Origin of the sequence: Streptomyces sp. CB02366, from assembly GCF_001905905.1 — a bacterium.
In the GTDB taxonomy this organism is placed as follows: domain Bacteria; phylum Actinomycetota; class Actinomycetes; order Streptomycetales; family Streptomycetaceae; genus Streptomyces.
In genome coordinates this window covers 15,377-29,546 of sequence record NZ_LIVT01000021.1, presented here as the reverse complement: position 1 = coordinate 29,546, position 14,170 = coordinate 15,377, and the positions used below count along the sequence as shown (strand labels likewise).

The window sequence follows — 14,170 nt, the reverse complement described above, 5'->3', positions numbered from 1 at the left end:
GTGAACCCGTCTATCAGGAGCTTTCTTCATGCCCGCCGTCGGGGCTGCCGGTCCAACCACCCGTCAGGTTGGAAACGGCTCAATAAAGACCCCGCCCCTGCCGCCTGCGGCGAGTTGTGCGCGATCCGGCCAACCAGTCACTTTGCGTAATCATCCGGTGGCTTGAAGGTGTAGCTGCGGGGTTGCGGCTACACAGGAGGGTCGCACGAGGCCGAGAAGATCCGGGGGTGAAGATGACGATGCGGTGATCGTTCCACCGGCCGCCCTGACCGCCCGGCGGAGGCAGATGCGGCTCCAGTAGCGACCACTCTCGATTCGTCAGATCCCCCCGACCCATGACTGGACCAACGAGCGACTGGTCAGAAAGTCACATAATCCGCCGGACAGGACCTAGCGGCCATGCTGGTGCGCCTCCGCCAAGGGGCGACGCACGATGTACCGGACCTGCTGGTTCAGCGTTGACCGCTCCACGATTACGCGTGCAATCAGTGAGGTGCGGACCCTGCTCGGCGAACGTGGCTGCACCGTCACCGCCGGCCTGCGACTGCGTACCCTCGCCGAGGTCATCGACTACCTCGGCGCGGAAGGCCGCACCGGCATCATCGACGGCACCGAGGTACGGGTGCGTCGCCGGCCGCCGGACGCAAGGACCGGGAGAAATTCATCTCCGGGAAGAACAACTAGAACGCCGTCAAGTCCATGGTCGTCACGGACGCCGAGCGGCGGCTGCTGTTCTGCAGTCCGGCCGAGCCTGCGAGCCGCGCGGACATCACGCATGCCCGGAAGCTGGGCCTGGTCAAGTTCCTGGCCGACGGTCCGGCCGTGGAGATCCTCGCCGATGGCGGCAGCCAGCGCCTGGGCGCCCAGACCGACGGCCGCGCGGTGACGCCACCGCACCGCAAGTTCAAGAAGAATCCGCCCGAGTGGTACGAGGAGATGCACGAGCGTCAGTGCGAGGCCCACTCCTCGCGCCGCATCCGGGTCGAGCACGGCATCGGCCATCTGAAGAACTGGCGATCCCTTGCCCGCCACCACGGTCGTCGCGAGCACATCAGTGACACCATCCAAGCCGTCGCCGGACTGCTCTCACACCAGCAGGCCGCCACGGCCAACGGTACACGAATGTGAACACGGCGGACAGTCCGCGGCCTTCGACGCACTACCGCCAACCATGCACGAGCTCGTTAGAGAAGCGACGCTCACCAGACCGTACCGGGCAGTACGTACGGGGTGTGAACATCCCGAGCGAGTGTGCGCCCCCCCCATAAGGGCTATATACACATCTTCAGTCCCGCAGCACAGTGAATGTGCCGAGGATGCGAATGCTCCTGAGCACGCTTCACTCCCCGGCAAACTCAGCGATACCGAAGCTGTAAGGGAAAGGGCCGTCATGTCCCGTACTCGCAGATCCGTCGCCCTGCGTCTGTCCGCAGCCACTGCCGCGGCGGTTGTCCTGTCTGTCGGTTCCGCGCAGGCTGCTCCGCCGAAAGCGGCCGCCTCGGTGGTCTGCACCGGTCAGCAGACCCAGACCTACGCGCCCCCGCTGGGCCCGCTGCCGAAGCCCACCGTCGTGAGCCTGGATGAAGACCTGACCTGTGTGGGCGGTCCCTTCCTGACAGGCCATGGGACCGGCACCTTCATCCAGCAGTCCAGCTGCCTGCTCCCTCCGCCCGAGTCAACGGTCCTGCCGCTCTACTCCATCACCTACCAGTGGAGCAACGGCCAGCACAGCACCATAACCTACACCGTCACCGCCGTCGTCCAGGCGGGCAATCAGAACGTCGTGACCGCAACTGGCACCGTCACCTCCGGCTATGCCCAGGGCTCAGTGGTCGAACGCCAGGTGACGACCCTCGATCTCGACGTCCTGAGTTGCCTCGCCTCCAACGTGGACGAACAGAACGGCAGCGAGATCCTCACCCTCCTCCTCTGACGACGGGGCCGGGCAGAGCAGCCGGTGCTCGCCCGAGATTCGGCCGGCCGATGTACGAACCGCTGCGGGTGACATCCACTCGCTGAACGGCAGGGACTCATGCGGGACAACCCGCCAGGGGCACCCCGGTCCCGATGGGAGCAGGGCGCTAGTACTCGAGCCGTAGATCTTGATCACGGTTGTTGCGCGGCTTGTCGCCGGTGATGGCTGATGCAGGCACGGGCTCGGTGCCGTTGACACGACTGACGGATCGTCGCCATGCGGGTGAGCTGTACTGAGATTTGTGGAGTCCCTGATGCCAGGGTTACGGTCCTGGCGAAGGAGATCCACCAGCACCATGGCAGCACCCCGTAAATATCCGGACGAACTGCGCGAGCGCGCGATTCGCGAGGTCCGCACCACCGGCCGCCCGATCGCGCACGTCGCGAAGGACCTGGGCATCCACAAGGAGGCCCTGCGCGGCTGGGTCCGCCAGGCCGAGGCCGACCGCGGCGAGCGGGACGACCGGCTCACCACCGCAGAGCTCGACGAGCTCAAGCAACTCCGTAAAGAAGTAGCGGAGCTGCGGCGGGCGAACGAGATCCTGAAAGCCGCCTCGGTGTTTTTTGCCCAGGAGATCGACCGTCCCCGGACGAGGCCGAGCAGGTGATCGACCACCTGCGTGGACACGGCCTCGGGGTCGATCCCGTCTGCCGGGTGCTGGACCTGTCTCCGTCGACGTACTTCGCCCGCAAGAAGCGGCCGAAGTCGGCCCGTCGGCTCCGCGACGAGCAGCTCATGCCTCTGATCGAGGAGGTCCACGCGGACTCGGGCGGCACCTATGGCGCCCGCCGGATCACGCGGGCCCTGGGCCGCCGGGGCGTCGAGGTGGCCCGCTGCACGGTCGAGCGGCTGATGGCCGAGCTGGGCCTGGAGGGCGTCATCCGTGGCCGGCGCCGCCGCACCACGGTCTGGGAGCCGTCGGCGCCGCGTCCGCCGGACCTGGTCGACCGCGACTTCACCGCCTCGCGGCCCGATCAGCTGTGGGTCGCGGACATGACCTATGTCCGCACCTGGTCGGGATGGATGTATGTGGCATTCGTCCTGGACGTGTACTCGCGGATGATCGTCGGCTGGCAGGTCGCGAACCACATGCGGACCGAACTCCCTCTGGACGCCCTGGAGATGGCGCTCTGGCGGCGTCGGATCAAGAAGGACTCCGGACTGATCCACCACAGCGATCGCGGGTCGCAATACGTGTCAATTCGGTATACCGACCGGCTCGCGGACATCGGCGCCTCCGCCTCCGTCGGGTCGGTCGCGGACTCGTATGACAACGCGATGGCCGAGGCGCTGAACGGGACCTTCAAGGCCGAGCTGATCGAGATGCAGGGTCCTTGGAAGGACGTCGAGCAGGTCGAGCGGGCGATCTTCCAGTGGGTCACCTGGTACAACGAGGAACGTCTGCACTCCGCGCTCGACTACGTGCCGCCGGCCGAGCACGAGGAAGCCTTCTGGCGCAGCCAGGAGCAAACCCCGCAGTCCGCCTGAACCAATCAAGATCGGACTCTACGAAACTCGGGGCAGCTCAATCCTTGCCACCGGCATACCCTGCGCAGACAGCAGCACCATCTGGGCCCGCCGCCAGGTCACCACCGACCCGGTGCCCCTGCGGATGATCCGCAGTAGCCGCCGTCCCTCGTCGTCATCGATCTCACGGACACGTACTCGTTCTGCCACTGCCCGACGATAACGGACGGTCGACGCCCAACAACCTCACTCAGGCCGCTTGCCGCGTGCGCGGAGGGCCGCCTCCAGCCGGGCGATATCCTCGGCGTCCTTGGTCCGTCGAGGCCGGGACGGATCCCAGATGGGCATCATCCGCTTGATCTCGATCTGAGCCTGCGGACTGACGATCGCACATGGCAGCCCACCCATGCGGCCCGGCCCGGCATCGAGCATTCCCTCGGGCCAGGGCGCACCGGCCCATGGGCCCCCGGCAACCACCACACGGCCGGCCATATCCCGGTCCAGGAGCGTGAAGCTGCTGTCCAGCCCGTCCTTGGCGAAATCGAGCTGCAGGACAGGTGGCGGTCCTGGGACCGGTTGATAGCCGCGCGACAGCAAGCCTTCCGCCAGGACCCCGGCATCGTCTGCCCAGACGAACCAGTCTATATCCCCATGGTCTCGCGTGACCTCGCCGAGGAAGAAATCCATGGCCCATCTGTTGATCAGCACGTCCCATGTCCACAGCCAGGCAGGCTACGCGGCAACCGCTCAGGCCAGCACCTTATTTGTCTCCCACAGGGCGAACGTTGCCTGATGCGGCACTAGTAGGGCTTGGTCATCTTCATTCGTGAGTGGCGTGTCTGTTGATGCTTGGGTGTCGTTGGGGTGGTGTGACACCTGATGAGATGGCCGGGGTCCGGGAGGACCTGGAGGCATTTGCTGCGGAGTTGTTCGACGGGTTCTTCCGTGCGGATCAGCGGCGGTGGGGGCAGGCGTATGTGCGGGGGCTGCTGCTGGACGGGCGGCGCAAGTCGGTTGAACCGATGGCGGCCCGCCTCGGTGAGGACGGCAACCGGCAGGCCCTGGCCCACTTTGTGACGACGAGCCCGTGGAATCCGGCGCATGTGCGGGCCCGGACGGCCTGGAGAATGCAGGAGGCGATCGGCCCGGAGGCGTTGATCGTCGACGACACCGGGTTCTTGAAGGACGGGGACGCGTCGGCGTGTGTGTCGCGGCAGTACACCGGCACCGCGGGCAAGGTCACCAAATGCCAGGTCGGAGTGTCGCTGCACCTGGCCCGGGATCATGCCTCGGCTGCGGTGAACTGGCGGCTGTTCCTGCCCGCGTCCTGGGATCCGGCCTCTCCGGAAGCGGACCCGGGCAAGGTTGCCCGCCGCAGCCGCTGCGGCATTCCCGCAGGAGTGGGGCATGTGGAGAAGTGGCAGCTGGCCCTGGACATGATCGACGAGACCCGGTCGTGGGGCATCGATATTCCCCTGGTCGTCGCGGACGCCGGTTACGGGGATGCCGCCGCTTTCCGCCACGGCCTGGAAGAACGCAACCTGCCCTATGCGGTGGGCATTTCCTCTCGCCACACTGCTCATCCGGCCGACGCCCGGCCCGCCCGGCCCGTCTATGCAGGCACCGGCCGGCCACCGGCAATGCGGTACCCCGAGCCCGCGCAGACCATGAAAGAGCTGGTCATCGCAGCCGGGCGGGCAGCTGCCAGGCCAGTGTCCTGGAGGGAAGGCTCCCGGCCCGGCAAGGGGATCAGCGCCTTCGAACGCATGTACTCGCGGTTCGTTGCCCTGCGCGTGCGACCCGCTGGACGAGGCGTCCGCAGGACCAGCGACGGCCCTGAACTGCCCGAACGCTGGCTGCTTGCCGAGTGGCCCGCCACCGAACCCGAGCCGGTGCAGTTCTGGCTGTCGGACCTGCCCTCCGGGATACCGCTGGCCACTTTGGTGCGGCTGGCCAAGCTGCGCTGGCGCATCGAGCACGACTACCGCGAGATGAAACAGGCCCTGGGACTTGCCCACTTCGAAGGCCGCACCTGGAGCGGCTGGCACCACCACGTCACCCTCGTCTCCGCCGCCCACGCCTTCTGCACCCTGCAACGCCTGGCCCACCGCCCAAAAGCCGCGGTGCAGGTCTGAGCCTCTACCAGGTCGTCCGCGAACTCCAGACACTCCTCGCCACCTGGAACGGCGCCTGCCCCACCTGCCACCGCGACATACCCACCCCCATACGAACCTGACCAAGCCCTACTAGTGCCCGGCCGATTCCGGGGATGGCCCCCGTGCCCGCTCCGGTCGCGGCGACACTGGGCATACGGAGGGGTGTCAGGGCAGGGGGGCTGATGGGGTACACCGCTGTGCATCCGGACTGGGGCCGGCTGGACGTGTCGCTTGACGACTTGGGGTGCGGGCACACCTGGGGCGAGATCCACCGGGTCAAGGGACTGCGGCTGGCGTGTCTGGAGTGCGGTGGCAGAGTCTTCGCCCGATCCTCCCGGTACGGCCTGCGCCACTTCTACCACCAGGTACGGGCGCCGGACTGCGAGCTGGCGAATGAGTCGCCGGAGCATCACTTCCTGAAGCTGGAGCTGGCCATGTCGGCCCGGGCGGCCGGGTGGCGCGCGGAGCTGGAGGTCAGCAGCGACGCACGGGACTGGCGGGCCGACGTCCTGGTCTTCGACGACCGGGACCGGCCCTTCATTGCACTGGAGGCGCAGTTGTCGCCGATGGCGCCCACCGAGGCCAGGATGCGCACCGACCGCTACGTGCGCGACGGGGTGGCGGTGTGCTGGGTCGCCCTGCAGGACCGCCCCTGGACGCGCGCCGTACCCACGCTCAGAGCCGGCGTCCCCGCCGAGGCAGAGAAGTCCTGGACGGTCGGCACGGGCTGGCCCGCTATACCTGGCCCCCCCCCCCGCACCCTGAAGGCGAAGGCCACGTGAGAGCACTTCACCTGCCCGCTCGGCGAAGCCCTCGCGTGGATCCTCCAGGGCACGGTGCGCGTTCACACGGCGGTGAACGGGAGGGTGTGGTGGACCGCACCCGCCTACGAGGAACGGGCCCTGGAGCGCGCCCGGCTGGAGGCCGAGGCCGAGGCCGTCGAGCAGGAGGCCGCCGCGGAGCGCCGCCGTGAACAGGCCGCGGCCGCCGACCGGCGCCGCCGGGCCGCCGAGCAGCGGGCCCTGGACCGCCAGGCCGAACTTGAGGAACGGCACAACGAGATGCAACGGCTGGCGGGGTTCTTCCGGCGCACCGGGTTCGACCTCACGGCCTGGGACGCCTTCACCAGGCTGGTCCGCTCCGCCTCCGGCAAGAGCATCGTCTACGGGGAGCAGAGCCCCCGCTACGGCAACGGCCTGCTGGTCCACGCCCGGCACCCGGGCACCGAAGCCGGATACACCCTGGCCGCCGTCGTCTGCCCCGACCCGCACGACCTCACCCACTGGCCGGAGAAGCTCGACATCCTCGTCACCGACCGCGTCTGGCTCGCCCGCATCCGCACCGCCGCCAGGGTCCCGCTGCGGGTCGCCGTACTGGACCACCGCACCGGACGCCGCACCTTCGAACGCATCCCCCCACCGTCGGTTCACCGCCCGGGGCCAGACCGCGCCGGATGAGCCCACCACAGGAGCCCGCGCGCTGTTAGATTTCCTGTTCATGAGCCGCTTACCCGAACCGCCCGCGCCCGCCGTGACCTGGGAGCCCGAGGTACTGGACGCCGCCCGGGCCACCCCCGCCCCGCTGTACGCGGTGGCGCTCCCGGACACCGTCGGTCAAGGCTGGAACATCAGCCTCCTCGACGGCGAGGGCGAGGTCCGCGAGTCCTTCACGGCTACCGATCTGGAGGAGGCCGACCGCGGACTCCAGCAGCGCGGGTATCTGTCCATGGCAGCGGCGATGGGCCGCGACTGGGAACGGCTGACACCCAACCGCGGTGAGAGCCGGCACGGCACGCCGGTCTTCCGGGACCCCGGAGAACCCCTCTGACAGCCGGTCACCGGGCGAACGTACGCCCAGGGGCGGTTACTCGGGTGGCTGGCCAGAGACGCCGACGTACCAGTCGTCGGCCTCCGTCATCCCGTCCATGCTCGGCTGGTAGGGCTTGACGACGTCATCGGCGTCCTTGAAGTACACTGTGACGTACAACGGGTACTCCTTCCCGGTAGGTGCCGTGACCGTCTCCCGGGGGGGCCACCCACACGAACTTCCCCGGCTGCTCCCACTTGCGACGGGCGAAGGTCAAGGTGGGGGCCGCCGTTCCCCGCCGCAGCAGGTCCGACCAGCTCATATACGTCACCCCGAGATCGTGCAGCGCGAACCCGCCTATCTGGTAACGCAGTTGACAGACTCGGTCGCATCCACCCGCCGCCACCCCTCGCAATGGCACGCTCGACCCACCCGGCAACCCGCCCATGGCCGGGGGCCTTGCACGTCCCCGTTCCGCCCTGGGCAGGACACGCCCTTTTCGGGCAGCCAAGCAGCGGCGGACCGAGGTGAGCCCGGACTGCCCACCACCGCGCGCTGCCGACACCCATGTTGAGCAGGGGCTTCGCCGAACGGGCCCGCCGCGCCCCGGACATGAGAGAGGATGCTCCTGTGATCAACGGAGATCTCTCAGCACGGCTGGCCGACGCGCGCGGCCGCCTCATCATCGAGCTCAGCCGCGCAATGACCGACTGGGGCGGGCAGGTGCCCGAGGACCCCGGGGTGGCCGAGCTGGCCGTCCTGCTGGAGGACGCTGCAGCGAACCTCCACCACGTCACCTCCTCCTCCACCCGGAGTGAACTGGCCGGTGCGGTGGGCCACCTGAGGGCTGCGGACCGCCTCGGCGGGCTCCTTCCGGCCGTGACGCTGTGGCACCTGGGCCAGGCGCCTCAGCGGGCGGCCACCCTCCCGGGCGCCCAAGAGCCCACCACCGCTCCCGGTGAATCTGCTGCGCCCGCAGACCTGCTGAGCCGGGAGCAACGTCTCCAGCCGTCGGGATCAGGCGTCCCCGAGCGGTTGCGGGCGGGGGAGTGCTGAAGCGTTCCTGCGGTAAACCGTGTCCCCCAGGCGGGTGAGCACGCGGAACCGGCTTCAGCGGGAGCGGATCACGGCCGGTAGAACGCCATGGGGATTTGCCCCTTCTTGCTCGATCGGTTGAGCGAATTGCTGCTTGCTGGCAGTGCCCCGCGCCCCCGCCGATGGCCGCCGGGAGCGCTCGGCGGGGGCCGACTCGACGGTGGTGACGAGGTGGGCGATCTCCGCAGGGAGAGCACCCGCACCGGAAGCCGAGCGCGCCTGGTCCTGCACGGCGTTGAGCCCGGCCACTCACTCCGTCGGCCCCGTTCGGCCACGAGGTCAAGGCGGGCTTCCCGGAGCGACCTGAATGGGCCCAGCAGCGGCGAAGACCTACGGTTCCCGCACCGCAGCCGCGGCTGGCGTAGGAGGGAGCCGAACCGGCAAGGACGTCCATCGCCCGCATCGCGCACCCGCCCGGGACCGGAAGCCGCCGACGCAACGCGGACAGCGCCCTGGTGTCAGTGCCCCTCCCTACCCTTGAGCCCAAGGCAAGTCGCGGCCCGGGCCCGGGCCTCTGCACGAGAGCGGGACGCACGTGACCTCGATCTACCTCTCCTCCGACAACCCCCGCTGGGTACCCCAGTCCGAGGACGACCTCCAAGCCGCGATCGGCGGCGCCTGTTCGAGGAGAACCACCACCTCGACCGCAAGAAGGCCCCGGGCACCAAGAGCGACAACAGGAAACTGGCCCGGGACCTGGCCTCGTTCGCCATCGACGGCGGCACCCTGGTCATCGGCGTCCAGGAGAACAAGGACAGCCGGACCTTCGAGCTCGCACCCCAGCCGCTCAACGGGCTCCCGGAGAAGATCGAGTCGGTCGCCCGCACGATCCCCGGCCCCCGTTATGTTTTTCGCGGTCCTGCAACGGGACCGCTGGCCTCCGGGCCCGGCATGACTGTGTCCCCCTGTCGAAGGCATGACCTGGGGGGTGGTGTCACCGGGCCCGGGAGGTGTCCGTCGGAGACGCTGATGAGAGGTCCGGCCACCGTCCGGTCCGGCGCAACGCCGGGCAGTCTGCGGGCGGCAGGTCTGCATAACGTGGATGCGCGAGTACGACACCCGAGCCGAGGCCGGCACCGTCAACGCCCTTTGGGAAGGGGTGCGATGTTCGAGATCGAAGACGTGGGCGTGTTCCTGGGCCTGGACGTCGGCAAGAGTGCCCACCACGGCCACGGACTCACCCCGGCCGGGAAGAAGGTCTTCGACAAGCCGCTGCCCAACAGCGAACCCAAGCTGCGGGCCGTCTTCGACAAGCTCACGGCCAAGTTCGGCACCGTCCTGGTGATCGTCGACCAGCCCGCCTCGATCGGCGCCCTGCCGCTGACCGTCGCCCGCGACGCCGGCTGCCAAGTGGCCTACCTGCCCGGACTGGCCATGCGCCGGATCGCCGACCTCTACCCCGGCGAGGCCAAGACCGACGCGAGGGACGCCGCCGTGATCGCGGACGCGGCCCGCACCATGCCGCACATCCTGCGGTCCCTGGAGCTGACCGACGAGATCACCGCCGAACTCACCGTTCTCGTCGGCTTCGACCAGGACCTCGCCGCCGAGGCCACCCGCACGTCCAACCGGATACGAGGCCTGCTCACCCAGTTCCCCCCCAGCCTGGAACGCGCCCTGGGCCCCCGCCTGGACCACCAGGCCGTCACCTGGCTCCTGGAACGCCACGGCTCCCCGGCCGCCCTGCGCAAAGCCGGTCGCCGCAGACTCGTGGAACTGATCCGCCCGAAAGCCCCCCGCATGGCTCACCGGCTGATCGACGACGTCTTCGACGCACTCGACGAACAGACCGTCGTCGTCCCCGGCACCGGCACCCTCGACGTGGTCATCCCCTCCCTGGCCGCGTCCCTGGCCGCCGTCCACACCCAGCGCCGGGCGATGGAAGCCCAGATCAACAGCCTGCTGGAGGCCCACCCTCTTTCGGAGGTCCTGACGTCGATGCCCGGCGTCGGCGTCAGGACCGCCGCCGTCCTGCTGGTCACCGTCGGCGACGGCACCAGCTTCCCCACCGCCGCCCACCTCGCCTCCTACGCCGGCCTGGCCCCGACCACGAAGTCCTCGGGAACCTCGATCCACGGCGAACACGCACCCCGAGGCGGAAACCGCCAGCTCAAACGGGCGATGTTCCTGTCCGCCTTCGCCTGCATGAACGCCGACCCGGCCTCCCGCGCCTACTACGACAAGCAACGCGCACGCGGCAAAACCCACACCCAAGCCCTCCTCCGCCTCGCCCGCCAACGCATCAGCGTCCTGTTCGCCATGCTCCGCGACGGCACCTTCTACGAATCCCGAACGCCCGCGGACGTCGCACTCGCCGCATAACACCAGCAACCCCGAACCACCCCAAACCCGACAGAGGTGCCTTGACGAAAGACATAGAGGCACCCCCCGCTCACCGTCATCACCGAGGAGATCACCGCCAAGGCCGCGGACGGCACCGGGTACCTCATCGTGCACATTCCGGCCAGCCCCGTCGCCCTCCACATGGTCGACAACAAGTACTACGGCCGCGGCGACAAGACGAAGTACCAACTGGGCGACGCCGAGGTCGTCTCCCTCCACGCCCGGCGGCGCAGCGCCGAAGCCGACCTCCTGACCGTGCTGCGCACGGAGATGGACAACGACCCGCTGCGCAACATCGACGACCAGTCCCACCTCTTCCTCGTGGCCCGCCCCACAGCCGCGCCCCTGGACATGTGCCTGCCCATCACCGGCGCCCCCGACTGGCAGCTGCGCCTCACCGGTTTGGTCACCAACGCCCGCACCAGCGAGTCCCTGCCCACCTCGCTGACAAGGTTCCACCCCGACCTCGACTACGCACACCAGCCGCAGCGCCGGGCCAGGGGAGTGGCGCTGGCCTCCAGGGGACTCAACTCCGACCGCACGTACGCCAACGAGCACCCGGAGTGGGGTGACAACAGCGTGATCGAGGTCCAGCTCTTCGAGGACGGCGGTCTGCGCCTGTACACGTCCCGCCTTTCCACCGGCGTCTCCAGCCGTTACCAGCCGGAGAAGGGCGAGGAGCAGATGCTGTTCGACGGTGCCGCCGTGCTTCTCACCTGGCGCGTGCTGGAGCTGATGCGGCTGGTCTCCGAGGAGGTCGGCTATCACGGCAACTGGGCGATCGGGGCCGGCGCGAACCGGCTGCACGGCCGCCGACGGTACGGCGGAGAGTCGGGCTTTCCCACCAACGACCGCTACAGCGACGACACCTACGAGGAGACCACCGGCACCGCCCTGGCCGAACTCCGCGACCAACCGGGCGCCGTCACCCGCCGGCTCCTGGGCCCGCTGCTGCGCTCCCTGGGCTCGGAAGCCCTTTTCGCAGAGGCACTGGGTGACCAGCCTTGACGGCAAACCCGGCCTCCGGCCTGGTGGCATGAGGCTCACCGACCTCCGGCCGAATGGCCCACCGCCGGGACGGCGCGCTCAGCTTCGACCGCTTCCGTGCCGATCCGGCGGTGGCGGCCCTGCGGTGGCCGGACGACGTCCTGGAGCAGTTCCTCTTCGACCACGGCGACAACCCCGCCTTCGTCGACGACTACAACACCATTGACCTGCCACACCATCAACTGGCAGCTGGAGACCATCCCCGCCGCCCACTTCACCGTCATGCCCGCCGGAGCCTTTGACGAGGGCTGCATCGAGGACTACGCCAAGAACCCGGTGCACTGGGTCACCGTCCGGCCCCCGCAGGTAGCCCTTCACTGGAAGAAGCACGGGACGTGGCTGCGAGCGCCGCTCCTGATCGAGCGGCGTCTCCTGGACCCGGACACTGCCGGGCTGCAGGTCCTGGAGGGCCGGACACGCGTCGGGGTCCTACGCGGGCGCCTGCGCGAGCACCTGCACGTCGCCCCCGAACACCGGGCCTGGGTCGGCCGCCCATGACCAGACGGGGCCGGTATCCGTGCGTACGCTGCGGGCGTCCACCCGTTTTCGCAGAGAGATACGGATGATGGAGAACCCTTCTGCCGACCAGGGCCGGGACCTGTCGCTGCACAACGACTGGTTCGTCGACCTATACCTGGCCTGGGGCCTGGCCCGCCGCCACGAAACACCCCAGGGAACCCGCTGGTCGATGCTGGCCGTCCTGCCGCTCCCCGAACCGCTTCCGACTGATCATGGACTGGAACCACTTCCACGACACCCGGATCGAGGTCAGCCTCGCCCCCGACGAGGCATGACGCCCCGGGGGCCGTGTACTGCCTCTGTCCTCGCCGCCGCGAGCCCGCTCCGGTTCAGGCCGGGCCGTGGGCGCGTACGAGGAGCGTGCCCAGGCATTCCCCGCCCGGTGCGGGCAGGACACACGCGTCGACGTCGGTGAAGCCGTGGCGCTTGAGGAGGTCCGCCCACGCCTGGGGGGTGTACTGCCAGCGCAGCACGGTCAGTTCACTCTCCCTGCCCTCAAGCCACTTGCCGTGCATCGGCTGCGGCCCGTAGGCGCCGGGGGAGGGCTCGGCCTGGCTGAAGGCGAAGATCCCGCCGGGAGCGAGGTTCCGGGCGACGAGCGGGAAGAGGAGCTCGGGGTCGGTGAACCACACCGCGCCCCACACGGAGTACACCGCGTCGAAGGGCGTCGTGTTGGAGGTGAGATAGTCGCCGGCCCCGGCGTGGACGAAGTTGAGGCCGGGAGTGTCCTTCCACCACCGGTTAGCGCGGTCGACCTGGGCGGCGGAGAGGTCCACACCGGTCGTCGCGACACCCTGGCGGGCCAGGAACACCGCTTCCCTGCCCTCCGCAGGCCCCAGGTCAAGGGCCCGGTGCGGGTGCCCCAGCACCTCGGCTCCGGGCCCGTGGCCGGGGTACTGGGTCCCCTCGAACCGGTCAGCCACCGGGGCGGGCTGCTCGCCCGTTCCCCGGTAGGGCTTGTAGGTGTCCCAGTACTGGGCCGGGGTGCGGGGTTCGGGTGGCATGACGTTCCTCTGGGGGCGGGGGCGGCCTTCGAGCTGGCCACCGTACCCGCGCCGCTCCACTGCCCGCCGGCGAACGCTTCTGACTCACCCCCAGGGGTGCACATGCCCGGGCCCGGCGACGCTCACAGCGTCGCCGGGCCCCGGCCGGCCGTTGCGGGTTCAGTGACAGTTTCCTCCGGGCCGGCAGGGCCCGCACTTGCCGTAGTCGGCCTCCCACAGCTTCCAGTCGACCTCGAAGCCGTTGTCGGCGATGATCTGCGCCGTCCGCTCGACGCTGCCGTCGTACTTGAAGTCGATCTCCGGGATGTGCTCCAGGAACTGCCGTCGAAGTGCCGGTGGCAGAACTGGCGGTAGTTGCGGGTGTCCAGGATGAAGGTGTGCACCACGATGTCGACGGTGCGGCCGCAGCACATCTCCAGGCCCTGGCCCCACTTGTCGATGGCCGTGATCAGGTAGGAGACGGCGGCGTGGAAGAGACGCGTCGCCATCACCTCGTCGAAGGGGTGGTCGCGCATGAGGAGCTGGACCTCCCGGGCCCAGACCTCGGGGTCCACATAGTCCCGCGGGTCTCGGACCCGGGGTTCGGCTGCTGTCGCCATACTGTCCTCCCGTGTGTGAGAGGCCCCGCCTCAACCCGGGGCCACACCCCAGCAAAGCGACCGCCCACCCCGCACGGTGATCAACATGCGCCCGGTGCACACCGTTTGCAGACCCTGCACACGCCATAGGCACCCCGCCTCTGCGGCCTCTACCGTGGA

General features: G+C 69.1%; 14 protein-coding genes and 3 pseudogenes. 11 read left to right on the top strand and 6 right to left on the bottom strand.

Annotation, left to right across the window (positions count from 1 at the left end; translation table 11 throughout):
• Positions 1–232: 232 nt before the first annotated feature.
• Positions 233–337, bottom strand: a pseudogene (locus AMK24_RS30640) (transposase); the annotation flags it as partial.
• A gap of 359 nt (positions 338–696) precedes the next feature.
• Here AMK24_RS30640 and AMK24_RS30635 point away from each other — a divergent pair.
• The 3 genes and pseudogenes from AMK24_RS30635 to AMK24_RS30620 form a co-directional block, all read left to right on the top strand.
• Positions 697–1,128, top strand: a pseudogene (locus AMK24_RS30635) (transposase family protein); the annotation flags it as partial.
• Between the two features lie 442 nt (positions 1,129–1,570).
• On the top strand, positions 1,571–1,933 hold the full coding sequence (locus AMK24_RS30630) for a hypothetical protein (protein ID WP_143203752.1): 363 nt from the start codon (positions 1,571–1,573) through the stop codon (positions 1,931–1,933).
• 337 nt (positions 1,934–2,270) lie between these two features.
• Positions 2,271–3,463, top strand: a protein-coding gene (locus AMK24_RS30620) for an IS3 family transposase (RefSeq protein WP_107427506.1) whose coding sequence is annotated in 2 segments (ribosomal slippage) — positions 2,271–2,535 and positions 2,535–3,463 — 1,194 coding nt in all. Because the reading frame shifts where the segments join, the coding sequence is not laid out codon by codon here.
• Between the two features lie 39 nt (positions 3,464–3,502).
• Here AMK24_RS30620 and AMK24_RS35365 read toward each other — a convergent pair.
• Positions 3,503–3,652, bottom strand: a pseudogene (locus AMK24_RS35365) (IS630 family transposase); the annotation flags it as partial.
• A 36-nt stretch (positions 3,653–3,688) separates the two neighbouring features.
• Positions 3,689–4,129 (bottom strand): aminoglycoside adenylyltransferase, encoded by a 441-nt coding sequence (locus AMK24_RS30610; protein ID WP_073772174.1) that lies wholly within the window; start codon positions 4,127–4,129, stop codon positions 3,689–3,691.
• Between the two features lie 182 nt (positions 4,130–4,311).
• Here AMK24_RS30610 and AMK24_RS30605 point away from each other — a divergent pair, with 182 nt between their 5' ends.
• The 4 genes from AMK24_RS30605 (at position 4,312) to AMK24_RS30595 (ending at position 7,425) form a co-directional block, all read left to right on the top strand.
• Positions 4,312–5,577 carry an IS701 family transposase gene (locus AMK24_RS30605; protein WP_107427505.1) on the top strand — a complete coding sequence of 422 codons (1,266 nt, stop codon included), beginning with the start codon at positions 4,312–4,314 and terminating at the stop codon, positions 5,575–5,577.
• A gap of 203 nt (positions 5,578–5,780) precedes the next feature.
• Positions 5,781–6,380 (top strand): competence protein CoiA, encoded by a 600-nt coding sequence (locus AMK24_RS35015; RefSeq protein ID WP_079190719.1) that lies wholly within the window; start codon positions 5,781–5,783, stop codon positions 6,378–6,380.
• 54 nt (positions 6,381–6,434) lie between these two features.
• The gene (locus AMK24_RS35010) at positions 6,435–7,055 is read left to right on the top strand and encodes a hypothetical protein (protein WP_242435326.1); all 621 of its coding nucleotides are present in this window, start codon (positions 6,435–6,437) and stop codon (positions 7,053–7,055) included.
• A 40-nt stretch (positions 7,056–7,095) separates the two neighbouring features.
• Entirely contained in the window at positions 7,096–7,425 is a 330-nt protein-coding gene (locus AMK24_RS30595; protein ID WP_079190717.1) for a hypothetical protein, read from the top strand.
• A gap of 36 nt (positions 7,426–7,461) precedes the next feature.
• Here the strand turns inward: AMK24_RS30595 and AMK24_RS35265 are convergent, their stop codons facing one another.
• A complete protein-coding gene (locus AMK24_RS35265) occupies positions 7,462–7,584 on the bottom strand; it encodes a hypothetical protein (protein WP_274535089.1) in 123 nt (40 codons plus the stop codon).
• A 450-nt stretch (positions 7,585–8,034) separates the two neighbouring features.
• Between AMK24_RS35265 and AMK24_RS34405 the strand changes: the two genes are divergently transcribed.
• The 4 genes from AMK24_RS34405 (at position 8,035) to AMK24_RS30570 (ending at position 12,387) form a co-directional block, all read left to right on the top strand.
• Entirely contained in the window at positions 8,035–8,460 is a 426-nt protein-coding gene (locus AMK24_RS34405) for a hypothetical protein (RefSeq protein WP_199876543.1), read from the top strand.
• A gap of 1,143 nt (positions 8,461–9,603) precedes the next feature.
• Complete coding sequence (locus tag AMK24_RS30580) at positions 9,604–10,821, top strand: IS110 family transposase (protein WP_073772155.1); 1,218 nt, start codon at positions 9,604–9,606, stop codon at positions 10,819–10,821.
• Between the two features lie 129 nt (positions 10,822–10,950).
• Complete coding sequence (locus AMK24_RS30575) at positions 10,951–11,850, top strand: hypothetical protein (protein ID WP_073772154.1); 900 nt, start codon at positions 10,951–10,953, stop codon at positions 11,848–11,850.
• Positions 11,851–12,051: 201 nt separating this feature from the next.
• Positions 12,052–12,387 (top strand): hypothetical protein, encoded by a 336-nt coding sequence (locus AMK24_RS30570; protein ID WP_242435325.1) that lies wholly within the window; start codon positions 12,052–12,054, stop codon positions 12,385–12,387.
• 350 nt (positions 12,388–12,737) lie between these two features.
• On the opposite strand, the gene AMK24_RS30560 is transcribed toward AMK24_RS30570, so the two are convergent.
• Positions 12,738–13,412: a class I SAM-dependent methyltransferase gene (locus AMK24_RS30560; protein ID WP_073772152.1), complete on the bottom strand. Its 675-nt coding sequence runs from the start codon at positions 13,410–13,412 to the stop codon at positions 12,738–12,740.
• Positions 13,413–13,534: 122 nt separating this feature from the next.
• On the bottom strand, positions 13,535–14,011 hold the full coding sequence (locus tag AMK24_RS30555) for a hypothetical protein (protein ID WP_338012715.1): 477 nt from the start codon (positions 14,009–14,011) through the stop codon (positions 13,535–13,537).
• Positions 14,012–14,170: the final 159 nt, after the last annotated feature.